This window comes from Nonomuraea sp. NPDC050691 (assembly GCF_040654455.1).
Lineage (GTDB): Bacteria > Actinomycetota > Actinomycetes > Streptosporangiales > Streptosporangiaceae > Nonomuraea.
The window spans coordinates 61,615-85,266 of sequence record NZ_JBFAIA010000004.1 but is presented as its reverse complement, the minus strand read 5'-3'; the positions used below and the strand labels follow the sequence as shown (position 1 = coordinate 85,266).

Below are 23,652 nucleotides of genomic sequence, written 5' to 3'. Positions count from 1 at the left end.
CGTTCGTGACCACGTCGCTTGTGACCGCTCGCGGGTGATCGCTGGTGGGGCGCCGGCGCGGCCGGCGGCCGGGCTAGCCGGCGATCTTGACGGCGGCGAGCAGGCCGTCGCCCAGCGGCATCAGCAGCGACCGGAGGCGGTCGTCTCCCTGCACGAGCTTGCCCAGCTCGCGCAGGGAGACCGTGTCGGGGTCGCGCTGGGCCGGGTCGGCCACGCGGTTGTGCCAGAGCGCGTTGTCGAAGGCCACGATGCCGCCCACGCGCAGCAGCCGTACCGACTCGGCCAGATAGTCCGCGTACTCCTGCTTGGCCGCGTCGGCGAAGACCATGTCGTAGCCGCCGTCCGACAGCCGGGGCAGCACGTCGAGCGCGCGGCCGGTGATCAACCGCACCCGGCCCCCGGCGAAGCCGGCCTCCGCGAACGCCTGCCGCGCCAGCCGCTGGTGCTCGGGCTCCACGTCCACGCTGGTCAGGGTGCCGTCGGGGCGCATGCCGCGCAGCAGCCAGAGCCCTGAGACGCCGCAGCCGGTGCCGATCTCGACGACCGACTTGGCGTTGAGCGCCGTGGCGAGGAAGCAGAGCGCCGCCCCGCCTCCGGGAAGGATGGGCACCGCGCCCATCTCCAGCCCGCGCTGCCGCGCCGCGCGCAGGATCTCATCCTCGTGATGGAACTGCTCCGCATAGGCCAGAGTGGCCTCCACCTGACTGGTCATCGGCCTCCTCCCCCCACTTTCGTGCGATTGGTCACCGATCGCAGCCTAGGGGAGTAGCGCCAGGACGGGAACTCAGGAGCACCCCGAGGCGTTGCAGGTTTAAACGGGCTTTGCCGGTCCGGAAGGCAGGCAGTGCGCATGAAGGGACGAAACCAGGCACTATGGCGGTAGCGGTGGTCCCAGAGAGAGGAGTTCTGGTGGACGAGAGCGACCACCAGGCCGATGCTCCCGTGTCTGATTGGACACCTCCCACCTGGGAGGAAGTGGTGCGGACTCACTCCGCGCGCGTTTATCGGCTGGCTTACCGCCTGACCGGCAACGTCCATGACGCCGAGGACCTCACCCAAGAGGTCTTCGTACGGGTTTTCAGGTCGCTGTCGAGCTACACGCCCGGGACGTTCGAGGGCTGGCTGCACCGGATCACGACCAACCTGTTCCTCGACATGGCGCGGCGCAAGCAGCGCATCCGTTTCGAGGGGCTGGCCGACGACGCCGCCGAGAGGCTGCGCGGCCGCGAGCCGTCACCGGCGCAGGCGTTCGACGACGCCCACCTCGAACCCGACATCCAGGCCGCGCTCGACGCGCTCGCCCCCGAGTTCCGGGCGGCGATCGTGCTGTGCGACATCGAGGGCCTGTCGTACGAGGAGATCGCGGCCACGCTCGGGGTCAAGCTGGGCACGGTCCGGAGCCGAATTCACCGTGGCCGGGCGCAGTTGCGCGAGGCGCTCGAACACCGGGCCCCCCGACACTCACAACTCCCCCCGCCAGCATTCCCGTCGGGGCCCCGTGGGGAGGAAGTCTGATATGTCGCATCTTGGAGAACGCGTGAGCGCGCTCGTCGACGGCGAGCTCAACCACGCCGAGCGTGACCGCGCGCTGGCCCATCTGACGTTCTGCGCCGACTGCAGGCGGGAGGTCGAGTCGATGCGGGCGCTGAAGTCGCGCCTGCGCTCGCTCGACGAGCTCGCCATGCCGGCCGATCTGACGATGTCGCTGCTGCGGATGGCCGAGCCGGGCGGCCCGTTGCCGCCCCGCGAGCGGCCGTTCCCCGCGCGGACCTTCGGAGGTGTCCCGCTGCCGGGCCCTCATTCCATCGCGCCCCTGGACAACCGCCCCCGCAGGGACGCGAGCGGCGGCGTTTCCGGCCCGGGCCGCCGGGGTAGGCGGCGCGGCACGTACGTCGCCGTCGGTGTGGTCTCCGCCGCCGTGGCCCTCGGCACCTTCTTCGCCGCGTCCGGAGCCGGGCAGGGCGGCACGCCGCCCCCGGTCGAGCTGTTCCGGCAGAACACACCCGCGTCCTCCCAGGCCACACCGCCCACCGCCACGCCCTGACCGGGACACGACGGCCTGGGATACTCGGTGGCGTAGTCCATGGCGTCGGGGGCATACGATCGGAGTTCGGGGTTTTGGAGGGGAACCGCCGGTAGAGGCGTGGTTCCTGACCATTGCTTTACGACTCTCGTATGCCGATCGCACCAGGATTGCGGTGTCGAGCAAGGAGTGGTGAGACGTAGATGACCGACGAGACGCGCCCGGGCGAAGGACGCATGCCGTCGGACTTCCCTGCGCCGCAGGGGCGCCCGGAGTTCCTTCCCGCGGACGGCCGGGCCGACCGGCCTGGTGGCGGGGCCGGGACGCCCTCGTCGGCCGCTCAGGGACCATGGGACTCACCCTCCGATCCGCAGCGCGGCCCTGACGGCCCCGAGGGCTATGGGGGCTCGCAGGGCGGCTGGCGCGCTCCGTCGGGCCAGCCGGGCGACTCACCCGCCTTCGGCGTCCCCCAGGGCCCTTACGGCGGTCCGTCGGCCTCTTTCGGCTCTGCCGGTGACCGGGTGTCCGGCTCTCCAGACGATCGCGGACCGGGCGGGCCGCCGCTTCAGGCGGCCTCGGGCAGCGCCGCTTCGGGCCGCGGGTCCGACGCCGGTGGTTCCGGTGATGGTGGGCCTGGTGAAGGTCCTGCGGACGGTGGTCACGCTGGTGGCGACACCGGCGAGGGACCCTTCGGGCGGTCGGACAGCGGCGAGGGACCCTTCGGGAGCGCCGGGGACAACCCCTTCGCACGGCCCGGCGGCGAGGCCGCGTTCGGGGCCGAGGGTGACAGGCAGTCCTCCACCCGCTCCTACGAGAGCCCGTTCTTCGGCCCCTCCTCGGGCGCCCCGCCCTACGGCGGCGACGCGCCCCCGCCGCCTCCGCGCCACGCGCTCGGCATGGGCCCCGGCTGGGCCCCTCCGCCCCCCGGCGGCGGCAGCGCGGCGGCTTCGCGACGTGGCCCCGGCACCGGCCTGCTCGTCGTGCTGGCCGTGGTCGTCGCCCTGGTCGCCTCGGCGCTCGGCAGCGTCGGCACCTACCTGCTCACCCGTACCAACGGCACCGATCCGTCCTACAGCCTCGGCCCGCTCCCGAGCGGCGCCACCGACCGGGCGCCCGACTCGGTGGCCGGCGTGGCCGCGCGGGTGCTGCCCAGCGTGGTCTCGCTGGAGGTGGGCAACGGCAGCAACACCGAGGGCGCGACCGGCTCCGGATTCCTGATCAAGAACGGTTACGTGGTGACGAACAACCACGTGGTCGCCATGGCCGCCAAGGGCGGCGATATCAAGATCATGTTCTACAACCGCAAGACCACGACCGGCCGCATCATCGGCCGCGACCCGGGCTCCGACCTGGCCGTGGTCAAGCCCGAGGACACCTTCGGCACGCCGGAGATCTCCCTCGGCAACTCCGACCAGGTCGTGGTCGGCGACCCGGTCATCGCGGTCGGCTCGCCGCTCGGCCTGTCCGGCACGGTCACCACGGGCATCGTCAGCTCCCTGAACCGGCCGGTCATCGCCGGCGACGAGAACGGCGGCTCCGAGGAGCCCGCCTACATCAGCGCCATCCAGACCGACGCCGCCATCAACCCAGGCAACTCCGGCGGCCCGCTGGTCAACGGCAAGGGCGAGGTCGTGGGCGTCAACTCCGCGATCGCCACGCTGAGCCGTTCGCTGACCAACCAGAGCGGCAGCATCGGCCTCGGCTTCGCCATCCCGGTCAACCAGGCGCGGCGGGTGGCCGAGGAACTCGTGACGAGCGGCAAGGCCAAGCGCCCCAAGATCGGCATCGTGCTCGACCCCGACTACAAGGGCCAGGGTGTCCGCATCGCCTCCGAGCCGACCGAGGGCCGCCAGCCGGTCGACCCGGGTGGTCCCGCCGCCAAGGCCGGGCTGAAGGCGGGCGACGTCATCCTGGAGCTCGACGGGCTGCGCCTGCAGGACGGCAATGAGCTGATCGCCCTCATCCGCAGCAAGGCGCCGGGGTCCCACATCACGGTCAAGTACCAGCGGGCGGGACAGGAACGCACGGCGACGCTCACGGTCACGGCCGACGCGGAGCCCGCGCCGTCGCCGTCCTGATCCATGGCCGGCTTGGTGATCGAGCCGGGACGTCAGGGCGGGCGGTCGATCCGACCGCCGGAGCCCTTAGTCTGGAATACGCCGGGGTTGTCCTCGGTGCATCAGGACTGCGCTAGGAGCTCACGGTGTTCGGACTCGGGTGGCTTGAGGTCGGGGCGCTGATCGTCATCGCGCTTCTCGTCTTCGGGCCCGACAAGCTGCCTCAGGCGGCGGCGCAGGCCGGCAAGACGCTGCGCGACCTGCGCCGGATGGCCACCAACGCGCGTGACGATCTGCGGGCCGGCCTGCCGCCGGAGTACCGCGACTTCGACCCGGCCGACCTCAACCCGCGTACCTTCGTCCGCAAGCACCTGCTGGACGACGTCGAGGACTCGTGGAACGCCAAGCCGGCGGAGGAGCCGGTGCTCACGGCCCCGGCCCTGCCCGAGCCGGTGGACGAGCTGGGCGTCGGCGAGATCCCGCCCTACGATGCCGAGGCCACCTGACCCGCCCCGTCATCCGCCGCCAGGCGTCCATGGAAAAGTGCGGGCCCGCTCGGATGCGAGCGGGCCCGATGACGTGCTGAGGGACGTGCGGCGCGTCTAGCGGCGGTTGGGCGCCAGGCCGAGCTGCAGACCCTTGAGGCTGGACCCCCGCTTGCTCAGCGTGGCCGCGATCGAGCGGAGCTCCGCCGCCGCCGGGGCGTCGGGGTCGGTCAGCACGAGCGGCTTGCCCTCGTCGCCGCCCTCGCGCAGCCGCAGGTCTATCGGCACCTGGCCGAGCAGCGGCACCCGGGCGCCGAGCGTGCGGGTCAGCGCGTCGGCGACGGTCTGGCCGCCTCCCTCGCCGAAGACCGCGATGCGCTCGTCGCAGTGGGGGCACGGCAGCCACGCCATGTTCTCGATGACGCCGGCGATCTGCTGGTGGGTCTGGGCCGCGATCGAGCCGGCCCGCTCGGCCACCTCGGCCGCCGCCATCTGGGGCGTCGTCACGACGAGGATCTCGGCGGACGGCAGCCGCTGCGCGACCGAGATGGCGATGTCGCCGGTGCCCGGGGGCAGGTCGAGCAGCAGGACGTCGAGGTCGCCCCAGTAGACGTCGGCGAGGAACTGGTGCAGCGCCCGGTCGAGCATCGGGCCACGCCACACCACCGGGGTGTTGCCCTCCGGTTTGAACATGCCCACCGAGATGACCTTGATGTCATGCGCCACCGGCGGCATGATCATGTCCTCGACCTTGGTCGGCCGCTCCGAGGCGCCCAGCATGCGGGGGATGCTATGGCCGTAGATGTCGGCGTCGACGATGCCGACCTTGAGGCCGTTCGCGGACATGGCGGCGGCCAGGTTGACCGTGACCGACGACTTGCCGACGCCACCCTTGCCGCTGGCCACCGCGAAGACGCGGGTCAGCGAGCCCGGCTGGTTGAAGGGGATCTCCTTCTCCGGGGCGCGGTCGCCGCGCAGCTTCGTCTGCAGCTCCTTGCGCTGCTCGGTGCTCATGACGTCCAGTTCGATCTCGACACCCGTGACACCGTCGAGCCGGGAGACCGAGGCGGTGACGTCGCGGCGGATGGTGTCCTTCAGCGGACACCCCGCGATCGTGAGGTAGACGCCGACGCGGACCACGCCGTCGGGCGTGATGTCGACGCTCTTGACCATGCCGAGATCGGTGATCGGGCGACGGATCTCGGGGTCGATGACGGTGGCGAGGGCGGCCGTCACCTGTTCCTGGGTTGGTGCCATCGAAGTCTCGGCACGAAGGGAGTGCCGTCCCTCCTTAGTGGTCTCTGTATGACAGGCGCTGCACGCCGGTGAGGATGCCCCTCCATGGTATGAACCAGAGGCGCGGCGCGGTTAATCCACGCTGCACGACGGACTGTTTAGGTGTGCGTGCAACAAACTAAGGTTACTCCGTGACTCTTCTGCGCGACGAGGGCCTCACCGTCGAGGAGCTGGCGGTCTGGCGGATGCTGCAGCGGGCGCAGGTGCGGATCACGCGCCACCTGGAGGCCGAGCTGCTGGTCGCCCACGACCTGCCGCTCGCGTCGTACGACGTGCTGTCGCAGCTCGCCGAGGCGCCGGAGCGGCGGCTGCGGATGAACGACCTGGCGGGCAGGGTGCTGCTGTCCCGCAGCGGCCTGACCCGGCTGATCGACCGGTTGCAGCGCGACGGGCTGGTGGGCCGCGAGGCGTGCGAGAGCGACGCCCGTGGGCTGTTCGCGGTGCTGACGGACGCGGGGGCGGCCCGGCTGGCCGAGGCGACGCCCACCTACCTGCGCGGCGTCCGCGCGCACTTCCTCGACTCCCTGGGCCCGGACGAGATCGAGCGGGTGCGGGAGCTCGTGACCCGGCTCGCCGGCGCGACGGACGTTCCCTGAGCCGCGCGGAGGCTCGCCGGCGTCACGGGCGCTCTCTGAGCTCCTCCAGCAGGTGCTGGAGCTCCGAGCGCAGGTAGTCGCGGGTGGCGACCTCGCTCAGTGCCATCCGCAGCGCGGCGATCTCCCGGGTCAGGTACTCGATCTCCGCCTGGTTGCGGTCGGCCGCCGCACGGTCCTGCTCGTACTGGACCCGGTCACGGTCGGCCTGCCGGTTCTGGGCGAGCAGGATGAGGGGCGCCGCGTACGAGGCCTGGAGCGACAGCATGAGGGTGAGGAAGATGAACGGGTACGGGTCGAAGGCCAGGTTGGCGGGCGCGATGGCGTTCCAGGCGACCCACACCGCCACGACCACCGTCATGTAGACGATGAAGCGCGCGGTCCCGAGGAAGCGGGCGATCCGCTCCGACAGGCGGCCGAACGCCTCCGGGTGGTAGTGCGGGCGCAGCGTGCGGCGCAGGTCGCGGGGCTGGTCCAGCCGCTCGGCCGTCATGACGGTGCTCCTTCGCGCCAGTCGGCCGGCAGCATGTGGTCGAGCACGTCGTCCACCGTGACCGCGCCCACCAGCCGCCCCAGCTCGTCGACCACGGGCGCCGCCACCAGGTTGTAGCTGGCGAGGTAGCGGGCGACCTCCGGCAGCGTGAAGCCGGGCCGGATGGGGTCGATCGACGGGTCGAGCACCGAGCCCAGCAGCGTGGAGGGCGGGTCGCGCAGCAGCCGCTGGAAGTGGCTGACGCCGAGGTACGCCCCCGTGGGCGTCTCGTTCGGCGGCCGGGTCACGTACACCTGGGCCGCGACGGACGGCGCGAGGTCCTGCTGCCGGATGTGCGCCAGCGCCTCGGCGACCGTGGCGTTCGGCGGCAGGATCACCGGCTCGCTGGTCATCATGCCGCCGGCCGTGTTCTGCGGGTAGGTGAGCAGCCGCCGCACGGGCGCGGCCTCGCCCGGCTCCATCAGCGCCAGCAGGTGGGCGGCCTGGTCGGCCGGCAGGTCGTTGAGCAGGTCGGCGGCGTCGTCGGGGTCCATCTCCTCCAGCACGTCCGCGGCCCGGCCGGGTTCGAGGGTGCTGAGGATGCCGATCTGGTCGCGGGGCGGCAGCTCCTCCAGCACGTCGGCGAGCCGGTCGTCGTCGAGCGCGCGGGCGACCTCGACCCGCCGCTTGCCGGGCAGCTCGTGCAGGGCGCTCGCGATGTCGGCGGCCCGCATCGACTCGAACGCGGCGATCAGCCCGGCGGCGCCCTGGTCCTTCTGGAGCTGGTCGAACCCCGACGTCTCCTCCCAGGCCACGATCCGGGGGTCGCGCCGCCGCCTGCCCCGGTACACGGCGACCTTGGTGATCTCCCAGGCCGACGGCCTGGACTCCTCCATGGCGAGGTCGAAGACCGTCATGTGCTCGCCGTCGACGGTCACGGTGCGGTCGAGCATCTCGCCGAGGACCAGTGTCTCGGTCGCGCGCTTCTCGAAGCGGCGCACGTTGAGCCGGCCCGTGAAGACGACCGCGCCGGCCTCGATGCCGCGGACCCGCGTGATGGGCAGGAAGACGCGGCGGCGCGGCTGCACCTCGACCACCATGCCGTGGACGGCGGGCGGCAGGGGACCGCGCAGGCCCACCACGACATCCCGGATGCGGCCGATCTGGTCGCCGGCCGGGTCGAAGACCGAAACCCCGGCCAGGCGGGCCACGAAGATCTTCACAGTCAGCAGGTTAACAGCCGGGGAATGTTGCGCCCCGGGCGTCCGGCGTGTCAGTATCAAAAGATAGGAACGGTAATTACGGATGGTGTGGCGATGCGATATTCGGGTCTCGCGATGGCCTTTGTCTCGGCGTGGTGCTTCGCGTTCTCCGGGCCCATGGCCAAGTACCTGAACGCGGCGGGGCTGGCGCCCATCGAGGCGGTCTGGGCGCGGATGGCCGGCGCGGGGCTGCTGATGGTGGCCGTGCTGGCCGTGGTCAAGCCGTCCGCCCTGCGCATCCCGCGCTCGCGGGTTCCGTTCTTCGGGGTGTACGCCGTCGTGGCCGTCGCCGGGGTGCAGTCGCTCTACTTCGTCGCGCTGACCCGGCTGCCGGTGGGGATCGCGCTGCTGCTGGAGTTCATGGCGCCGGTCATGGTGGTCGTGTGGGTGCGGTTCGTGCGCAAGATCCGGCTGGCGCGCTCGGCGTACCTGGGCGCGGTGGTCGCCGTCGTCGGGCTCGGCATCGTCGTGGAGGTCTGGGACGGCCTGCGGCTGGACGCGCTGGGGCTGCTGCTGGGCCTGGCCGCCGGGGCGTGCTGCGCCGGATATTTCCTGATGAGCGATAGCTTCGGGGACGACGTGGACCCGCTGGGGCTCATCGCCTGGGGCATGCTCGGGGCGGCCCTGGTGCTCGTGCCGTTCGCCCGGCCGTGGGACATCCCGTGGGAGGCGTTCACCCGTCTCGCCACGCCCGAGGGAAGCGGCCTCACCCTGCCGGCGTTCGCGGCGTACCTGTGGATGGTGCTGGTCGCGACCGTCGCGGCGTACATCCTGGGCGTCAACGCGGTGCGCCGCCTGTCGGCGGCCGTCGGCGCGACGGTGGCGTCGCTGGAGGTCATCGGCGGCGCGGTGGTGGCCTGGGCGCTGGTGGGCGAGGCGCTCGGGGCGTTCCAGATCGTCGGCGGGCTGCTGGTGCTGTCGGGGGCGCTGCTCGCCCAGATGGCGGCGTCCCGGGGCGGCGCGCCGGCGCCCGAGCCCGAGCCGGCGCCTTCCACCGAGGCCCGGCTGAGCCTCGACCGCGCCCGCGGCTGACCCCTCTCCACCGGGACCGCGCCCACGGTTGACCGCTCTCCACCGGGACCGCGTCCGCGGTCGACGGCGCAGGGCTCCGGTTCGACCGCGCGGTCAGGCGTCCAGGGGGGTGAGGCGGACGACCGTGGACTCCCGGGCCCAGCGGTCGGTCAGGTGGGCGCCGTCGGGCGCGTTGAGCCGCTCCTTGGCCAGCGCGGCGACCGCCTCCCGCTCCGCCCGCTGGTCCACGACCGCGACGGCCGCGTCGAACTCCACCAGTCGCGCGCCGTTGTCCTTGCTGCGCAGGGTGACGCGTACCCGGTCGAGGTCCGCGAGCCCCGGCAGATCCTGCTCGCCGCCGCCGGTCACGAGGTAGACGGCGCCGTCGTGCCAGGCGTGCCAGGCCAGGCGGGGGCGGTCGAGGCCGAGCCAGAGGATGCCGGACTTCTTCGCGCCCTCCTCGATGGCCGCGCGTGTGTCGCTCACGTCCCGACTGTAGTCCAGGCCGGTGATCCGGCGGCAGGCCGCGCGACGGACGGGTGAGGGCCGGGCGACGGGTTCACAGAGTCACGGGCAGTGAGACCAGACGCCACGTGCCCGGGTCGGGGGCGCGCCGCGCACCCTCCGGAGCGAGCGCGAGACCCGGGAAGCGGCGCAGCAGGGCGGCCAGTGCCGCCTCGGTCTGCACCCTGGCGATGGAGGCGCCGAGGCAGAAGTGCGCCCCGTGCGCGAACCCCAGATGGGTCGCCTCGCGGGCCAGTGTGACGTCCAGCCGGTCGGGGTCGGCGAACGCGCGCGGGTCCCGGTTGACGGCGGCGACCGAGGCCGTCACGGCGTCGCCCGTCCGGATGGTGACGCCGTGCAGTTCGACGTCCTCGCGCGCGTAGCGGGGGACCGTCAGCAGGATCGGGCCGCACCAGCGGATCAGTTCCTCGACGGCGCGGGGCATGAGGGCGGGGTCCTCGCGCAGCGCCTTGAGCTGGGCCGGCTCGGACAGCAGGACGTGTACGGCGTTCGCGATCAGATTCGCCGGCGTCTGCCCGGCCAGTACCAGGTGCCAGACCAGGGTGACCAGCTCGGTGTCGCTGAGCCGGTCGCCGTCCTCGGCCTGCGCGCGGATGAGCTCGGACAGCAGGTCGGGAGCCGCCTCGGCGCGGCGGCGGGCGACCGCCTCCCTGGCGCCGGCCATGATCCCGGGGATGGCCGCGGCGAACCCCGGGCCGGCGCCCGCCGCGACCAGCGCGCCGTACTCGTGCCAGCGCGCCCGGTCCGGCTCGGGCACCCCCACCAGCTCGCAGATGACCTCCATCGGCAGCGGCGCGGCGAAGTGCCGCAGCAGGTCCACGCCCCCGTCCGTGGCCCCGTCGGTGGCATGGCCGGGCAGCGCGTCCAGCAGGCGTTCCACGACCCGGTCGATCGCGGGCCGAAGCGCGGCGGCCCGGCGCGCGGTGAACGCGGGCGCGACCAGCCGGCGCAGCCGCAGGTGCTCGGGCCCGTCCATCTCCGACATCGTCCGCAGGTACGGCAGGCAGTCCTCGGGCACGTCCGGCCGCATGAAGCTGCCGGAGGTGATCGCGAACCGGGGGTCGGCCAGCATCGCCCGGGCGCCCTCGTGCCGGGTCAGCGTCCACAGGGGCGGAAGTCCCGGCGTGAGCACCCGGGCCAGCGGTGAGCGCTCCCGTGCCCGGCCGTACACCGTGAACGGGTCACCGATGACGCCGGGGTCGGTGAGGTCGATCTCCGGGATGTCCGCCATGAAGCCCTCCAGATGATGAGATCATGTGATGTGACAATCTAGATGATGTCATCATCTGAGGGAAGCGCGTCCGATTGGGCCCCGAGGGCCGCGCCAACGCCCCCGCTCCCAGGCGGAACCACTAGCGTGTGCGGCATGCGCTCACGTCGTTCCGTTCTCGCCGTGCCCGGCAGCAACCCCCGGTTCCTGGAGAAGGCCCAGACCCTGCCGGTGGACGCGGTCTTCCTCGACCTGGAGGACTCCGTCGCGCCGCTGGCCAAGGACGAGGCCCGCGCCAACGTGGTCACCGCGCTGCGCGAGGGCGACTGGACCGGCAAGACCCGCGTCGTCCGGGTCAACGACCTGTCGACCCAGTGGACGTACCGGGACGTGATCGAGGTCGTCGAGGGCGCCGGCGACCGCCTCGACTGCCTCATGCTGCCCAAGGTCCAGGACTCCACCGAGGTGGTCTGGCTCGACACCCTCCTCACCCAGATCGAGAAGGCCAAGGGCTTCGAGGTGGGTCGCATCGGCATCGAGGCGCAGATCGAGAGCGCGCGCGGGCTGGTCAACGTCGACACGATCGCGGGCAGCTCCCGGCGGCTGGAGACGCTGGTGTTCGGCCCCGCCGACTTCATGGCCTCCATCAACATGCGCACCCTGGTCGTGGGCGAGCAGCCGCCCGGCTACACCGAGGGCGACGCCTACCACTACATCCTCATGCGGCTGCTCATGGCCGCCAGGACCCACGACCTCCAGGTGATCGACGGGCCGTACCTCCAGATCAAGGACGTCGACGGCTTCACGCGGGTGGCCCGGCGGGCCGCCGCCCTCGGCTTCGACGGCAAGTGGGTGCTGCACCCGTCACAGGTCGACGCGGCCAACGCGGTGTTCTCGCCCACCCAGGAGGACTACGACCACGCCGAGCTGATCCTCGACGCGTACGAGTACCACACGACGGTCGAGCGGCGCGGCGCCGTCATGCTGGGTGACGAGATGATCGACGAGGCATCGCGCAAGATGGCGCTGGTCGTCGCCGCCAAGGGACGCGCCGCCGGGCTGAGCCGTACGAAGACGTTCCAGCCCGGCGAAGCCGGCTAGAGCGTCACCCCGACGGTGGTGAAGAACCAGAACGCCGAGGTCAGCCAGAGCCCCACCAGCGCCGTGAACACCAGCCCGCCCAGCACCGGCAGCGTCCAGCCCGGCGTGCCCCGCTTTGGGAGGGCCAGCATCTTCGCGGTGAACACGCCGTAGAAGAAGCAGCCGAGCAGCGAGTGGGCGAGCACCCGCGGCACGTCGTACTGGAGTCCCAGCGCGTACAGGCAGTGGAACGCGACCGGGATCGTCAGGATGAACGCGAGCCGGCCCGACCAGCGGTGCACGACCGGCGAGATGGGGATCGGCAGCTTCCCCCACATCGACAGGGCCGAGATGACCTGCACGATCGCCAGCGCGAACGCGCCCATCGTGAGCCACGCCTTCATCGGCAGGGCCCCCGAGAAGCCCGCCGGTCCGACGGCGAAGCCCGTGGGCGCGTGGAGCCGGCCGTACACGCCCAGCGCCAACGCCACGAGCGCACCCGCGAGCAGCGGGGTGAGGAGGACGGCCGAGCCGCTGGGCTGCCGGCGGCGCACGGTGGTGGTCATCGCATCTCCTCGATGAAGCCGTCGACGTCCTTCGGGTAGAGCGTGGTGTCACCCGCGGTCACGGGGTCGGTCGGCCGGTCGCCGTTCAGCTCGGGGACGTCGATCTGCTCCTCGCCCTCGAACGCCGCGCCGACCTGGGTGAAGCCGCCCTGCGGCCGCTTCAGCACGATCCAGCCGGCGCGGAGCTTCGCGCCGCGCACCTGCGCGGTCGCCCGGTACAGGCCGGACGGCTTCTTGACCGTCGGCGCGTCGAACGTCCAGCGCTTGCCGCCGACCTTCAGCCAGCCCTTGGCCTTTCCGCCACCCAGGGTGGCGCCGGCCGCCGCGCCGCCGAAGCCCTGAAGGCCGATCTTCCCCTCGGCCGCGTCGCCCTTGAACCACGCCTCGGTACGGCCGTCGCAGAAGTAGCCGATGGCCTTGCCGTCGCGGACGGAGATGGCGATGAGGCCGCCGTTGCGGTCGACGCGGCCCGCGTAGTCCGCCTTCGCCGGGCCCTTGGCCGTGCGGGACGGCGAGGGCGTGGCCTCCGGCGTGCTCTCCTCCGGCGCCGCGGTCTCGGCGCCGGTATCGGTGGTGTCGTCGGTCTCGTTGGTGGTCGCGTCACCGGACGCGCCGGTGTCGCTCGCGGCGGGGGTACGGTTCGCCACGGGTGTCGCGGTGATGCTGGCGACACCGAGCCCCGCGGCGAGCACTGCGCCGGCCGCCAGGGTGAGGACAGGTCCCAGCCTTGACATTGGATCCGCTCCCAGGGTCGACATGCTGACAGACCGATCATCCGCCCAAAACGTGGCGCCGTCTGTGAACTAATGCGCATCGGGTGGACAGAATGTAAAGATGCAGGAGAACTCAGGACCCCAGCTTCCGTACGGCACGGAGCCGTCCGGGCCCGTCCACCAGCCCTGGCGCGCGGGCTCTCCTGAGTCCGCGCCGCCTCCCGGCGCTCCTCCGTACGGCGGCCGGCCGTATCCCGGCCAACCGGCCCACCCCGGTCAACCGGCCTACCCTGGTCAGCCGGCCTACCCCGGTCAGCCGGCCTATCCCGGGGCGCCGCTGCCGCAGCCGGTGTCCTGGTTCGCGCCCACGCCGTCGGGCGCCCGCTACGACCACCTCGCCAGGACGCCCCTCGCCCGCCCGTGGCGGCAGATCGTCGGAACCCTGGCGGTGGCCGCGGGGTTCCTCGCGGTGGGGATCGTGGTGGTCCTCGCCGGCTCGTTGTTCGCGGCGCTCGCCGGGCTGCCCATGCCGATCACCCCTGACGAGACGTTCGGCGACCCCGTCTTCGGGATGGCGGTGCTGCTGCTGTCGATCGCGGCGGTGCTGCCGCTGGTGTTCGGCACGGCCGCGCTCGTGCAACGGCGCCGGCCCGGCACGCTCTCGTCGGTGGCCGGACGGCTGCGCTGGTCGTGGCTGCTGTGGTGCGCGGGCCTGGCCGTGCTCGCCCTGGTCCTGGGGCAGGCCGCCCAGGCGGCGACACTCGCGCTGTCGGGGGAGGACACCTCCGGCATGTTCGGATGGGCGGGCTGGAGCGCGTTCCTGCCGGCGCTGGTGGTGATCGTGCTGTTGGTGCCCTTCCAGGCGGCGGCCGAGGAGTACATCTTCCGCGGCTGGGTGCTCCAGGCGGTGGGCGCGCACCTGCGCAACCCGGTGTGGGCGATCCTGCTCGGGGCGGCGCTGTTCGCCTCGCTGCACGGCTACACGGGGGCGGGGATCGTGGACGTGTTCGCGTTCGGGGCGGTCATGGGGTGGCTGGCCGTACGGACCGGGGGGCTGGAGGCGCCGATCGCGCTGCACGTGGTGAACAACATGATGGCCTTCGGGCTGAGCGCGGCGGCGGGGAACCTGGACGACGCGCTGCGGCAGGGGGCGGTGCCGTGGCAGGCGCTCGCGGGGACCGTGGTGCAACTCGGGGTGTTCACCGGAGGAGTCCTCTATCTCGCGAAAAAGCGGTCAATCAGCGTTCTCTCTGGATAAATCCGGCGGCTGGTGGGGCGACTGCTTGGCGCAATCGGGCCAGATCTGGGGAATCTCGCTAGAGAAGTCTCGCCATTCTGGCTCCGGCGTGCTGGTCTGGATCCTGTGGGGAGGCGAGGATAGCGGAGGTGATCATCTCTGCCTGGCGGGGTACCTGTCGACGCGTGCCAACCTTCCATGCTGTGGGCGCATGGACCCCGAAATAGGCACCTATAAGTGGACATAAGCCTTGGAGTGGTCCTGATCGCCCGGCCGAATCCCGGAGGTGTGGTTTCTGCCCTGTTCCTTAGGTTCGACCCGTTCGACGAGCTCGACTAGGAGGTGCGCCGCGTGGCCTCCGGCCCCAGCGACCCGCCACGGCGACCGCCGGGTGACGCCGACCCTCACCCGGCCCCTGCCCCCGACCCGTCCGTGACGCCCTCGTCCCCCCCGGACCCGCCCACCCCGGACCGGTCGGTCCGCGAGGCGTCCACGTCGGACCCGTCCGCCTCGGACCGGTCGGTCCGCGACGCGTCCGCCCAGGACCCGTCCGTCCGGGACGAGCCGCGCATCAGGCATTCTCCTCCCGGCCCCACGGATGACCGGGCCAGGGGATTACCACTCGCGTCGCCCTGGGGCATGCCGCCGTTCTCGTCGCCCGTCCCGGAGGACGAGGAGCCGCAGGAGCCGCCCCGGGGACGCCGGCCGTACAGCTCGCCGACCGCCGAACCGGAGGCCGAGCCGCGCCGCAGGCCCCGGCGGCTGGTGAACCGGCCCGACAAGCTCGTCGCCAGCGGCCCGCCCCGTCCCCACCCTCCCCGCCCCCCGCGCCAGGACGAGGGTTCCCGCGCCCCGGCGGCGGAGCGGAGGGACGACCTGCCCCCCGGCGTCGTACCGGCGGGCGTGGCGCCGCCCGAGGTGGTGGACCCGGCGGTGCTGCCGACCGGGGTGGTGCCGCGCTCGTGGTTCGAGAAGGACGACAACCCGCCGGAACCGGACTCGCCCCGCGAGCCTGACGCGATCATCAGCCCGGAGGAGGTCCACAGCGCTCCCGTCGCGCCCGTGGTCGAAGGAGCGCCCGTGGTTCAGGGCCCGTACGTGATCCAGGGACCGTACGTGGACCAGGGCCCCGAGGTGCCCCCCGTTGCCGACAGCGGTCACCGTGACGAGCGGGCCGGTGCCGCCGGGCGCGAGCGCGGCTCGGGCGAGGACGAGGACGAGGACGAGCCCGACGGCCTCCCGTCCCGGGCCCGCCCCTACGTCGCCGCCCCTCTCCCCTTGATCGACGCCCCACCCCACGCCGAGGGCTCACCGCATGAGGACACGCGCTCCCGGGGGGACGCGCCCTCTCACGGGGACCCGCCCTCTCACGGGGAGGCCGCCCCACGGCACGACGCCACGTCCCACGGGGAAGGAGCCCCGCGCCACAAGCCCCACGGTGGGGAGCCCTACACCACCTCCGGGCACGACGACCTCGACGGACACCACGAAGACGAGCCCGGGAACGAGCCCGGGAATGACATCGGGAACGAGCCGAGGAGCGAGCCCGAGGTGCGGCGGGTGGGCAGGCCGCCGGGTGGGCGGCCGACGAGACCCGACCTGCTCGTCGCCTCCGGTCCGCCCCGCCCCGGCGCCCCAGGCGGCCGCCACCACCGGGGACCCGCCCCCTCGGCCGTGCGCCGGGCCAGCCCCGTGCGTGGCCGGCGCGGCATGGCCGCCCCCGTGGCCGTCGTCCTGGCGCTCGCCCTGGTCATCGCCGGCACTGTGATCGTGTGGCGGTGGAACGCCCCGGCCGGCCCGGCGCTGCGCCTGGCGGCGGGCAACGGCAGGTCCGGCGACGACCTCTTCACGGTCCCCTCCGCCGGCGACGGCTCCAACCAGGTGCTCAACGACATGGCCTCCACCGGTAAGACCGTGGTCGCCGTGGGCAGTGACACGACCAGCCCGACCCCGCGCCCGCTGTTCCTGGTGTCGTCCGACAGCGGGAAGACCTGGCGGCTCGGCCAGGTGAGCGGCGGCGCGACCACGTCCACGGTGCGGCGGGTCGTCGGCGGCGGCGGCCGCTGGCTGGCCATCGGCGGCGACCCGGCAGGCGGCGGACGCGGCCTGTGGACGAGCGCCGACGGCCTCGGCTGGGCGGCCGTGGAGGAAAGCGGACTGGCGGCGTTCCGGAACGGCGACGTGGTGGCCGACATCGCGCGGACCCGGTCGGGGTTCGTGGCGGTGGGCGGCACGGCCCTCGCGGACGGCGGGCTCGGCCCGGCGGCCTGGTGGTCGGCCGACGGCCGCGCCTGGCAGCGGACGGATCTGCGCGAACTGGACGCGTTCGACCTGAGGGCGGTCGTGGCCAGGGGCGACACGGTCGTCGCGGTGGCCCGTCCGGCGCAGGGCGAGGGCTCCCGGGTGGTGCGGTCGGCCGACGGCGGGCGCACCTGGCGGGCGACCGGGTTCCAGCTCCCGGAGGCGCTGCCGCGCGCCGGGTCGCTGGCGGTGCTGCCGAAGCAGTTCATGCTCGTGCCCACCCGGCAACGCACGGTCGAGGGCACCGTGCGGGTCTACTGCTCGCCGTCCGGGGAGCAGTGGGCGCAGTGCGGCTCGATCGGCGGGCTCGGCGGCGAGAGCCCCGGAGTCGAATCGGTGATCACCCATCCGGGTGGCGTCGCCGTGGTGGCGCAGGCCAAGCTGGACTCGTACGCGGTGCTGAACAGCTCCGACGGACGTACCTGGACGAAACGGGCGGACCTGTCGGGGCTGCGCGGCGCCACGCTGCGCGGGTTCACGATCACGCAGTCCGGCACGCTGCTCGCGGGCGGCGACCGGGCGGCGGCGGACGTCGACAACCAGCTCGTGCTGCTGTCCGCGCCGCCGCGCGGGGACGCGTCACGCGTGCGCCTGGCCGACGTGGAAGGCCTGTCGCGGATCGCCCGCCAGACCAGCGGCCTGGCCGCCCACGACGGGAGGTACGTCGCGGTCGGCAGCGCCTCCGGCGACGCGGGCATCTGGACCAGCCTCAACTGGAAGAGCTGGACCTCGATGAGCCTCGGCGGCCCGCGCGAGCAGGAGCTCGCCGACGTCGCCCACGGCCGCCGGGGATGGCTCGCGGCCGGTTCCACACAGGCGGGCATCGGCGTCACCGAGCCGCTGCTCGTCTCATCGGACGACGGCCACTCCTGGAGGACGATCCCGGCGACCGGCGACCTGGCCCGCGCGCAGGACCACACGCGTCTCGCCGTGACGGCCGTGGCGGCCGGCCCGGACGGGTACGTGCTGGCCGGCGAGGACACGAACGCCTCCGGCGGCACCGGCCCGGCGCTCTGGTTCACCCGCGACCTGCGCAAGTTCACCCGATCCCGCAAGCTGCCGCAGGGCGGGACAGGCGTCCGTGTGCACGACCTGGCGGCCACCCCGGACGGCTACGTCGCGGTGGGCGTGGCCGGCGGCGGTGACGGGGAGCGCGGCGTGGTGTGGGTCTCGGAGGACGGGCTCAACTGGAAGGCCCGCAAGCGGCTCGTCCCCGACGGGGCTTCCTCGGCCGGGCTCAGCCAGGTCGCCGCGTACCAGGACAGGCTGGTCGCCATCGGCGTGGCCCGCGTGCAGGGCGCCCGCAGGGTCTTCGCGGCGGTCTCGCGGGACGACGGCGCCTCCTGGAGCACGGCGTGGCTGCCGGCCGAGAAGGCGGCGGACGTGGAGGACCTGGCGGCGACGGACCAGGGGCTGGTGGCGGTCGGCTGGCACGGCACGCAGGGCGACGCCGACAGCGCCGCGTGGATCTCCCAGGACGGCACGTCCTGGACCCGCTCGGACCTGACCAAGGACCGGCTCGGCGGACCGGGCATGCAGTGGCTGGCGGCGGTCACGGTGGCCGGATCGGAGGTGGTGGGCCTCGGCCGCAGCACCACCTACGACGCCGACCACCTCATCCTGTGGACGTCCACCCTGACATCCAGCCGCTGACGTCGTACCCGCCACGTCGGGTCGTCCGGCGCCGGGTCACGCGGGCAGGGGCCACACGCCCCACGCGCGCAGCGCCTCGGCCAGCCCCTCGGTGAGCGGCAGCCGTGCGACGTCCCGTGGCGAGCACCAGCGCGCGTCGGCCGCGTCGTCGGCGGCGGCCAGCGCGCCGCCCGTCACGGCGGCCACATAGTCGCGGATCTCGTACGTCACCCCGCCCGGGCCCGGCCGGTCCACGACGCCCGCGAGCCGGCCCACGGCCACGCGCAGACCCGTCTCCTCCAGCACCTCGCGCTCCAGGGCCGCGGTGTCCGTCTCGCCCGGCTCGACCCGGCCGCCCGGGATCGACCACAGCCCCGCGCCCGGCGGGTGGCCGCGCCGGACGAGCAGCAGCCTGCCCTGGCCGTCCGTGATGATCGCGCCCACACAATTTACGCGCACCTGACCAACATTACGGCGACCGGACGGCGACGCCCTTGACGGCACCGGGCTCCACGACGCAACGTTGATGACTGTGAAGGCGGCTCCAACCTGCCCACGGTGTTTCGGCCCGCTTCACGGGCCGAACGCGTGGTCCAGCGCATGGCGGTGCGACGCGCATGGCGACGTCCTGCCCTTCCAGCCCCCCTACCCGCCCTCCGACGTCGCAGCCCAGGCGCTGCGCAAGAGTTCGGTCGTCCCCGTGTGGATGCCCTGGCCGCTGCCCGCCGGGTGGCTGGTCACAGGGTTCGCCGAGGCGGGCGACGAGCGCACCGGCGGCAGGGCGAGCGTGGTCGCGCTCAGCGGCCCGTCGCTCAGCGAGGGACCGGCCGACATGCTGGTCGTCGCCGAGGAGCCGGGCTTGGGACTGGGCGCGGCGTTCGCCGGGCTGAGCGGGCCCGACCCGGGGGAGGGGTTCGACGCGGGGCCGCCGAACGCCAAGGTCGAGGTACTGGGCCATCCCACGCCGCTGTGGTGCGTCGGCGCGGCGGCCGATCGTGCCGTCTACGCCGGCGAGGCGCTCGGCAACTGGATCTGGACGATCGCCTGGCCCGCCGACGCGGGCTGCCTGATCGCCCTCACCGACCTGAGCCTCCTCGATCTTCGTGACCACGAGTTCGACCTGCCTTTCGGGGCGTTCTCGCCACGCCTCGGCCGCTGAGCAGTACGCTGCGTCGGCCGGACGGACTAGGCTTCGGAAGCGTGACAGCGCGTATCGAGCGAGTGGTGACCGAGGGCGTCGTCGACATCGACGGCGCCGAGCACAAGGTCGAGAACAACACGTGGATCGTGGGCGACGACGACGAGGTGATCGTCATCGACCCGGCGCGTGAAGCCGACAAAATCATGGAGAAGGTCGGCGAGCGTGAGGTGCTCGCCGTCATCTGCACCCATGGCCTGCCCGACCACATCGGCGCGGCCATCGAGGTGGCCAGCCGTGACGAGGCCGTCATCGCCCTCCACCCCAAGGACAAGCCGCTGTGGCGGGAGACCTGGTCCGAGACGTGGCCCGACATCGAGATGGAGGACGACGGCGTCTTCGGCGTCGCCGACATCCAGCTCGACGTCATGGAGACGCCCGGCATCAGCCCCGGCGGCGTGTCGCTGTACTCCGAGGCGCTGGGCGCCGTGTTCACCGGCAAGACGCTGCAGGCCGACGGGCCGGGCAAGATCGGCGGCGAATACCCCGCCCTGCCCGACCAGCTCACCGCCATCGGGGGGCGCCTGTTCACCTTGCCCGGCGACACCAGGGTGCTGCCCGCCCACGGTGACGAGGTGACCATCGGCGACCTGGAGCCCCACTTCGACGACTGGGTGTCCGGCTCGCTGACCCGCACCACCTCCGCCGACGAGGAGGAGGGCCCGCTCGCCGACGGCACCCGCATCGCCGGCATCAAGCTCGACCCGGACGACGACTAGGGTGCGGCGGCTCCTCAGCGACCGAGCCGCCTTCACGGAGTGGAGGCCATGAACACGGTGCAGCTTCCCTTGGAGGGGATGCCGCGGCGGCTCTACTCGTGCACGCCGTCGCGGCTCAACACCTGGCTCGACTGCCGGCGCCGCTACCGGTTCACCTACCTCGACCGGCCGCAGCCGGCCAAGGGGCCGGCGTGGGCCCACAACAGCGTCGGCGCCAGCGTGCACAACGCGCTGGCCGGCTGGTGGCGCGAGCCGTACGAGCGGCGCACCCCGCTGACCGCGGCCCTCTTACTCACCAACGGGTGGATCAAGGAGGGCTTCCGCGACGAGGAGCAGTCGGCGCGATGGCTCGGCCGCGCCCGTGACCTCGTCTCCGGGTACGTCAGCACCCTCGATCCCGCCGACGACCCGGTCGGCGTGGAGCGCACCGTCGCCACCCGTACCAAGGTCGTCGCGTTGTCCGGGCGGATCGACCGTCTCGACCGGCGGGGCGAGGAGCTGGTGGTCGTCGACTACAAGACCGGACGACGCCCGCTCACCCAGGACGACGCCCGCTCGTCGCTCGCGCTGGCCGTCTACGCCATCGCGGCGTCCCGGATGATGCGCACGCCCTGCCACCAGGTCGAGCTGCACCACCTGCCGACCGGCGAGATCGTCGAGTGGCGGCACACGGACGAGTCGCTGGGGAGGCACCTGCGGCGGGCCGAGGAGGTGGCGGAGGAGGCGTCGGTCGCCGACGAGCGCTACCGGGAGGCCGTGGCCGCGCCGTCCGGCTCCGCGCGGGGCCGGGCCGCGCAGGGAACGGCGCCGCAGGTGCCGGCCGAGGTGGACGCGCTGTTCGCGCCCAACCCGGGGCCGATCTGTTCCTGGTGTGATTTCCGCCGCCACTGCCCCGAGGGCCGGACGGCCGGCTCCGACCGCAACCCTTGGGACGGCCTGGCCGAGTAGCACCGGCACCGCCCCTGCCAAAGGACATCCGCAGGGGCGAGCCGGTGAGGAGACTCCGCGGGGAGGGTCCGGTAGGGAAGTTCCAGTGGGGAAGGACAGCTCGGAAGGCTCCGCTGGGGCGGACCCGCGAGGGCGGAGCCCCCAGAACCCCCAGAGCCCCCTAGGGGCCCCCAGAGGCGACCCCGAGAGGGAAGCGCGGGTGGGGCGTCGGCTCCCATCGTGGCCGCCGGATTCTGCACCGGCCTCGATCCAGGGCTCCACGCCTCGCAGGCACGGCCGTGGAGGGCAGGGCTCGGACAGGGGGCGGGCGTTGGGATGGGCAGGCTCTGACCGGACAGGAGGCAGGGCTCGGGTTGGAGGCAGGGCTCGGGCAGGGGCCAGGTCCTGCTTGGGTAGGGGTCAGGTCTTGGGGGCGCGGCGCGGGTCGGTGAGGCCCCGCAGCCCCCTGCTCACGTCGTAGCCGGCCGCGCCGAGCCGCTCCCGACAGCCCCGCAGCATGGCCCGTGTGGCCGGCATGAACGCCCGGTCGTGCACCGGCTCCGGCAGGCCGTTGAACACCAGCCGGAACGCCCGCAGCCCCGCCGTCACGAGCCCCGGCGGCGCCTCGGGCAGCACGCCGTACATCCGCCGTGCCCACTCCGGCAGCGAGTAGTAGCACAGCGCCCCGAACGGGAAGTAGAGCGGCTTGCCCGCCGACAGCATCCGCAGCTCGCGCGGCAGCCGCGGCCACAGCAGGAACCGCACGGTCGCCGCGGCCTCCTCGGTGACGCGCAGCGACGGCCGTGCCGCCTTGAGGTAGGCGTCCATCTCGGCGCACGAGCCGGGCACGTCCTCGGCGTGCAGACCCACGTACGTGGCGCTCTTGCGCTGCTCGCTCAGGTAGCGGTCGGCCTGCCGCTCCGTGAGGCCGAGCCCGCCGCGCCGGGCCACCTCCAGGTACGACGACACCTCGGCGCAGTGGACCCACAGCAGCAGCTCGGGGTCGTCCACACGGTGCGCCGCGCCCGTGACCGGGTCGGTGACGCGCAGGCTCCGGTGGATGCCCCGCACCCGCCGGCCGATCTCGGCCGCCTCCTCGGGGCTGCCGAACGTCACCCGGCCCACGAAGTCGGCCGTGCGGCGCAGCCGGCCGAACGGGTCGTCCTGGAACGAGGAGTTCTGCCAGACGCCGCGCATGGCGAGGGGGTGCAGCGCCTGGAGCATGAGGCCGCGGACGCCGCCGACCCACATGGCGCGGTCGAGGTGGACCCGCCAGGTGACGCTCTCGGGACGTTGGACGACGATCTCGTCGATGCCGGCCATGATGGGCAGCAGGATTACACGGAGGCGGACCTGGTGTCCATGTGGCGGGTCTCGGCCCGGTTCCAGAACCTGACGAGTGCCGCGGCCGTCGTCTCCGGGGCCTCCACGGCCGGGGAGTGGGCGCTGCCGGGCACCACCACGATCTCCGCGCCGAGGGCCCGGGCCATCTCGGCCTGCACGTCGGCCGGCCAGCCGTCGTCGTGCTCTCCGAACAGGACGAGCGTCGGCACCTCGACCTGGCGCAGCTCGTCGGTGCGGTCGTGCATGCTCACGACCTCCTCGGCCATGCGCGCCAGGCCGACCGGGGAGTTGGACAGCAGCCGCTTGCGCAGGAACGCCAGGATGTCGTCGGGCACCCCCGCCGACAGCGCCTCCGGTTCGAAGCTGTCGTGCCACACCTGTTCCAGGCCGAACCGCGGCACCTCGTCCATGATCCGGCGGCTGGCGTGCGCCCGCCGTCCGACGATCGCGGCCGGGCCCGAGCTCATGAGCGTGTACGAGGCGAACTTGGTGCGCCCGTCGATGACCGCCTCCCGCGTGACCAGCCCGCCGAAGGAGTGGCCCACGAGGTGGAGCGGCTCGCCGTCGCCGATGACCTGGGCCAGCAGGTCGATGTCGGCGCCGAGCGCGGCGCAGGTGTAGGCGCCGGGGTCGTCGGGGCCGGGCGTCTCGTACTGCCCGCGCAGGTCGACCGCGAGCACCCGGCGGCCCGACTGGGCCAGCGTCTGCATGACCGCGATGAAGTCTTCCTTGCTCCCGGTCAGGCCCGGCACCAGCAGGGCCGGCCAGCGCTCCACCACGCCGCTGACGGGTAGCGCCTCCAGAGCCGCGAAAACGCCCTGGGGCGTTTCGAGCTTCAGCGGCGTGACGCCAGGTGGCAGGTTCAGGAATCGCGGCGTACTCACGTGGGGCAACAATACCCCGAGGTCAGCGGTCCGACACCGGCGAACTGAGTACGCTGGTGCGACTTCAGGCGACTTGTGCCGTCTGTCCTTCCTGAGGGGCGCTGCCCGGCTTGTGGA

At 73.0% G+C, this 23,652-nt stretch carries 24 protein-coding genes; 12 read left to right on the top strand and 12 right to left on the bottom strand.

Going from position 1 to position 23,652, the window contains the following annotated elements:
- Window positions 1–73 precede the first annotated feature (73 nt).
- Window positions 74–712 (bottom strand): O-methyltransferase, encoded by a 639-nt coding sequence (locus AB0H81_RS02960; protein WP_358368350.1) that lies wholly within the window; start codon window positions 710–712, stop codon window positions 74–76.
- A 161-nt stretch (window positions 713–873) separates the two neighbouring features.
- On the opposite strand from AB0H81_RS02960, the gene sigE reads away from it, so the two are divergent.
- The 4 genes from sigE to AB0H81_RS02940 all read left to right on the top strand — a co-directional run bounded on the left by sigE (window position 874) and on the right by AB0H81_RS02940 (window position 4,586).
- Window positions 874–1,515 (top strand): RNA polymerase sigma factor SigE, encoded by a 642-nt coding sequence (gene sigE, locus AB0H81_RS02955; RefSeq protein ID WP_175592690.1) that lies wholly within the window; start codon window positions 874–876, stop codon window positions 1,513–1,515.
- Window positions 1,516–1,537: 22 nt separating this feature from the next.
- A complete protein-coding gene (locus tag AB0H81_RS02950; RefSeq protein WP_358368347.1) occupies window positions 1,538–2,044 on the top strand; it encodes a zf-HC2 domain-containing protein in 507 nt (168 codons plus the stop codon).
- 875 nt (window positions 2,045–2,919) lie between these two features.
- On the top strand, window positions 2,920–4,101 hold the full coding sequence (locus AB0H81_RS02945; RefSeq protein ID WP_358368345.1) for a trypsin-like peptidase domain-containing protein: 1,182 nt from the start codon (window positions 2,920–2,922) through the stop codon (window positions 4,099–4,101).
- A gap of 125 nt (window positions 4,102–4,226) precedes the next feature.
- Window positions 4,227–4,586: a sec-independent translocase gene (locus AB0H81_RS02940; protein WP_358368342.1), complete on the top strand. Its 360-nt coding sequence runs from the start codon at window positions 4,227–4,229 to the stop codon at window positions 4,584–4,586.
- 96 nt (window positions 4,587–4,682) lie between these two features.
- Here the strand turns inward: AB0H81_RS02940 and AB0H81_RS02935 are convergent, their stop codons facing one another.
- The gene (locus tag AB0H81_RS02935) at window positions 4,683–5,822 is read right to left on the bottom strand and encodes an Mrp/NBP35 family ATP-binding protein (RefSeq protein ID WP_358368340.1); all 1,140 of its coding nucleotides are present in this window, start codon (window positions 5,820–5,822) and stop codon (window positions 4,683–4,685) included.
- A 170-nt stretch (window positions 5,823–5,992) separates the two neighbouring features.
- On the opposite strand from AB0H81_RS02935, the gene AB0H81_RS02930 reads away from it, so the two are divergent.
- Complete coding sequence (locus AB0H81_RS02930) at window positions 5,993–6,457, top strand: MarR family transcriptional regulator (RefSeq protein ID WP_358368337.1); 465 nt, start codon at window positions 5,993–5,995, stop codon at window positions 6,455–6,457.
- 22 nt (window positions 6,458–6,479) lie between these two features.
- On the opposite strand, the gene AB0H81_RS02925 is transcribed toward AB0H81_RS02930, so the two are convergent.
- Both AB0H81_RS02925 and AB0H81_RS02920 read right to left on the bottom strand, forming a co-directional pair.
- Window positions 6,480–6,947 carry a DUF1003 domain-containing protein gene (locus tag AB0H81_RS02925; RefSeq protein WP_358368335.1) on the bottom strand — a complete coding sequence of 156 codons (468 nt, stop codon included), beginning with the start codon at window positions 6,945–6,947 and terminating at the stop codon, window positions 6,480–6,482.
- Window positions 6,944–8,149: a CBS domain-containing protein gene (locus tag AB0H81_RS02920; RefSeq protein WP_358368333.1), complete on the bottom strand. Its 1,206-nt coding sequence runs from the start codon at window positions 8,147–8,149 to the stop codon at window positions 6,944–6,946. Before AB0H81_RS02920 ends, AB0H81_RS02925 begins: the two co-directional genes overlap by 4 nt.
- Window positions 8,150–8,263: 114 nt before the next feature.
- On the opposite strand from AB0H81_RS02920, the gene AB0H81_RS02915 reads away from it, so the two are divergent.
- A complete protein-coding gene (locus tag AB0H81_RS02915) occupies window positions 8,264–9,220 on the top strand; it encodes an EamA family transporter (protein WP_358368331.1) in 957 nt (318 codons plus the stop codon).
- Window positions 9,221–9,313: 93 nt separating this feature from the next.
- Here AB0H81_RS02915 and AB0H81_RS02910 read toward each other — a convergent pair whose 3' ends face one another.
- Together AB0H81_RS02910 and AB0H81_RS02905 are read right to left on the bottom strand one after the other, a co-directional pair.
- A complete protein-coding gene (locus AB0H81_RS02910) occupies window positions 9,314–9,685 on the bottom strand; it encodes a hypothetical protein (protein WP_358368328.1) in 372 nt (123 codons plus the stop codon).
- Window positions 9,686–9,758: 73 nt separating this feature from the next.
- On the bottom strand, window positions 9,759–10,955 hold the full coding sequence (locus tag AB0H81_RS02905; protein WP_358368326.1) for a cytochrome P450: 1,197 nt from the start codon (window positions 10,953–10,955) through the stop codon (window positions 9,759–9,761).
- 135 nt (window positions 10,956–11,090) lie between these two features.
- On the opposite strand from AB0H81_RS02905, the gene AB0H81_RS02900 reads away from it, so the two are divergent.
- Window positions 11,091–12,035 (top strand): CoA ester lyase, encoded by a 945-nt coding sequence (locus AB0H81_RS02900; RefSeq protein ID WP_358368323.1) that lies wholly within the window; start codon window positions 11,091–11,093, stop codon window positions 12,033–12,035.
- On the opposite strand, the gene AB0H81_RS02895 is transcribed toward AB0H81_RS02900, so the two are convergent.
- Both AB0H81_RS02895 and AB0H81_RS02890 read right to left on the bottom strand, forming a co-directional pair.
- Entirely contained in the window at window positions 12,032–12,580 is a 549-nt protein-coding gene (locus AB0H81_RS02895) for a DUF6529 family protein (RefSeq protein ID WP_358368320.1), read from the bottom strand. The genes AB0H81_RS02900 and AB0H81_RS02895 overlap by 4 nt on opposite strands.
- Window positions 12,577–13,314 (bottom strand): hypothetical protein, encoded by a 738-nt coding sequence (locus tag AB0H81_RS02890; RefSeq protein ID WP_358368317.1) that lies wholly within the window; start codon window positions 13,312–13,314, stop codon window positions 12,577–12,579. Before AB0H81_RS02890 ends, AB0H81_RS02895 begins: the two co-directional genes overlap by 4 nt.
- Before the next feature lie 100 nt (window positions 13,315–13,414).
- Between AB0H81_RS02890 and AB0H81_RS02885 the strand changes: the two genes are divergently transcribed.
- On the top strand, window positions 13,415–14,551 hold the full coding sequence (locus AB0H81_RS02885; RefSeq protein WP_358368314.1) for a CPBP family glutamic-type intramembrane protease: 1,137 nt from the start codon (window positions 13,415–13,417) through the stop codon (window positions 14,549–14,551).
- Between the two features lie 383 nt (window positions 14,552–14,934).
- Here AB0H81_RS02885 and AB0H81_RS02880 read toward each other — a convergent pair whose 3' ends face one another.
- Window positions 14,935–15,102 carry a hypothetical protein gene (locus tag AB0H81_RS02880; protein WP_358368311.1) on the bottom strand — a complete coding sequence of 56 codons (168 nt, stop codon included), beginning with the start codon at window positions 15,100–15,102 and terminating at the stop codon, window positions 14,935–14,937.
- A gap of 67 nt (window positions 15,103–15,169) precedes the next feature.
- Between AB0H81_RS02880 and AB0H81_RS02875 the strand changes: the two genes are divergently transcribed.
- Window positions 15,170–18,484: a hypothetical protein gene (locus AB0H81_RS02875; protein WP_358368309.1), complete on the top strand. Its 3,315-nt coding sequence runs from the start codon at window positions 15,170–15,172 to the stop codon at window positions 18,482–18,484.
- Window positions 18,485–18,520: 36 nt separating this feature from the next.
- On the opposite strand, the gene AB0H81_RS02870 is transcribed toward AB0H81_RS02875, so the two are convergent.
- Window positions 18,521–18,907, bottom strand: a complete 387-nt coding sequence (locus tag AB0H81_RS02870) for an NUDIX domain-containing protein (RefSeq protein ID WP_358368307.1) — start codon at window positions 18,905–18,907, stop codon at window positions 18,521–18,523.
- 82 nt (window positions 18,908–18,989) lie between these two features.
- Here AB0H81_RS02870 and AB0H81_RS02865 point away from each other — a divergent pair, with 82 nt between their 5' ends.
- Genes AB0H81_RS02865 through AB0H81_RS02855 form a run of 3 tightly spaced genes read left to right on the top strand, consistent with a single transcriptional unit; the run spans window position 18,990 to window position 21,328 of the window.
- Complete coding sequence (locus tag AB0H81_RS02865; RefSeq protein WP_358368304.1) at window positions 18,990–19,622, top strand: DUF6758 family protein; 633 nt, start codon at window positions 18,990–18,992, stop codon at window positions 19,620–19,622.
- 41 nt (window positions 19,623–19,663) lie between these two features.
- Entirely contained in the window at window positions 19,664–20,380 is a 717-nt protein-coding gene (locus AB0H81_RS02860) for an MBL fold metallo-hydrolase (protein WP_358368302.1), read from the top strand.
- Between the two features lie 48 nt (window positions 20,381–20,428).
- Window positions 20,429–21,328: a PD-(D/E)XK nuclease family protein gene (locus tag AB0H81_RS02855; protein ID WP_358368300.1), complete on the top strand. Its 900-nt coding sequence runs from the start codon at window positions 20,429–20,431 to the stop codon at window positions 21,326–21,328.
- 399 nt (window positions 21,329–21,727) lie between these two features.
- Here the strand turns inward: AB0H81_RS02855 and AB0H81_RS02850 are convergent, their stop codons facing one another.
- Both AB0H81_RS02850 and AB0H81_RS02845 read right to left on the bottom strand, forming a co-directional pair.
- Window positions 21,728–22,630: an oxygenase MpaB family protein gene (locus tag AB0H81_RS02850; RefSeq protein WP_358368297.1), complete on the bottom strand. Its 903-nt coding sequence runs from the start codon at window positions 22,628–22,630 to the stop codon at window positions 21,728–21,730.
- A gap of 14 nt (window positions 22,631–22,644) precedes the next feature.
- Entirely contained in the window at window positions 22,645–23,535 is an 891-nt protein-coding gene (locus AB0H81_RS02845) for an alpha/beta hydrolase (RefSeq protein ID WP_358368294.1), read from the bottom strand.
- Between the last annotated feature and the right edge of the window lie 117 nt (window positions 23,536–23,652).

Excerpts from the sequence above, each read along its gene's own strand:
- AB0H81_RS02960 (WP_358368350.1), bottom strand. The coding sequence starts at position 712 with ATGACCAGTCAGGTGGAGGCCACTCTGGCCTATGCGGAGCAGTTCCAT.
- sigE (WP_175592690.1), top strand. The coding sequence starts at position 874 with ATGGCGGTAGCGGTGGTCCCAGAGAGAGGAGTTCTGGTGGACGAGAGC.
- AB0H81_RS02945 (WP_358368345.1), top strand. The coding sequence starts at position 2,920 with ATGGGCCCCGGCTGGGCCCCTCCGCCCCCCGGCGGCGGCAGCGCGGCG.
- AB0H81_RS02935 (WP_358368340.1), bottom strand. The coding sequence starts at position 5,822 with ATGGCACCAACCCAGGAACAGGTGACGGCCGCCCTCGCCACCGTCATC.
- AB0H81_RS02925 (WP_358368335.1), bottom strand. The coding sequence starts at position 6,947 with ATGACGGCCGAGCGGCTGGACCAGCCCCGCGACCTGCGCCGCACGCTG.
- AB0H81_RS02915 (WP_358368331.1), top strand. The coding sequence starts at position 8,264 with ATGGCCTTTGTCTCGGCGTGGTGCTTCGCGTTCTCCGGGCCCATGGCC.
- AB0H81_RS02905 (WP_358368326.1), bottom strand. The coding sequence starts at position 10,955 with ATGGCGGACATCCCGGAGATCGACCTCACCGACCCCGGCGTCATCGGT.
- AB0H81_RS02900 (WP_358368323.1), top strand. The coding sequence starts at position 11,091 with ATGCGCTCACGTCGTTCCGTTCTCGCCGTGCCCGGCAGCAACCCCCGG.
- AB0H81_RS02895 (WP_358368320.1), bottom strand. The coding sequence starts at position 12,580 with ATGACCACCACCGTGCGCCGCCGGCAGCCCAGCGGCTCGGCCGTCCTC.
- AB0H81_RS02890 (WP_358368317.1), bottom strand. The coding sequence starts at position 13,314 with ATGTCAAGGCTGGGACCTGTCCTCACCCTGGCGGCCGGCGCAGTGCTC.
- AB0H81_RS02885 (WP_358368314.1), top strand. The coding sequence starts at position 13,415 with ATGCAGGAGAACTCAGGACCCCAGCTTCCGTACGGCACGGAGCCGTCC.
- AB0H81_RS02880 (WP_358368311.1), bottom strand. The coding sequence starts at position 15,102 with ATGCGCGGCTCGTCCCGGACGGACGGGTCCTGGGCGGACGCGTCGCGG.
- AB0H81_RS02875 (WP_358368309.1), top strand. The coding sequence starts at position 15,170 with ATGCCGCCGTTCTCGTCGCCCGTCCCGGAGGACGAGGAGCCGCAGGAG.
- AB0H81_RS02865 (WP_358368304.1), top strand. The coding sequence starts at position 18,990 with ATGACTGTGAAGGCGGCTCCAACCTGCCCACGGTGTTTCGGCCCGCTT.
- AB0H81_RS02855 (WP_358368300.1), top strand. The coding sequence starts at position 20,429 with ATGAACACGGTGCAGCTTCCCTTGGAGGGGATGCCGCGGCGGCTCTAC.
- AB0H81_RS02850 (WP_358368297.1), bottom strand. The coding sequence starts at position 22,630 with ATGGCCGGCATCGACGAGATCGTCGTCCAACGTCCCGAGAGCGTCACC.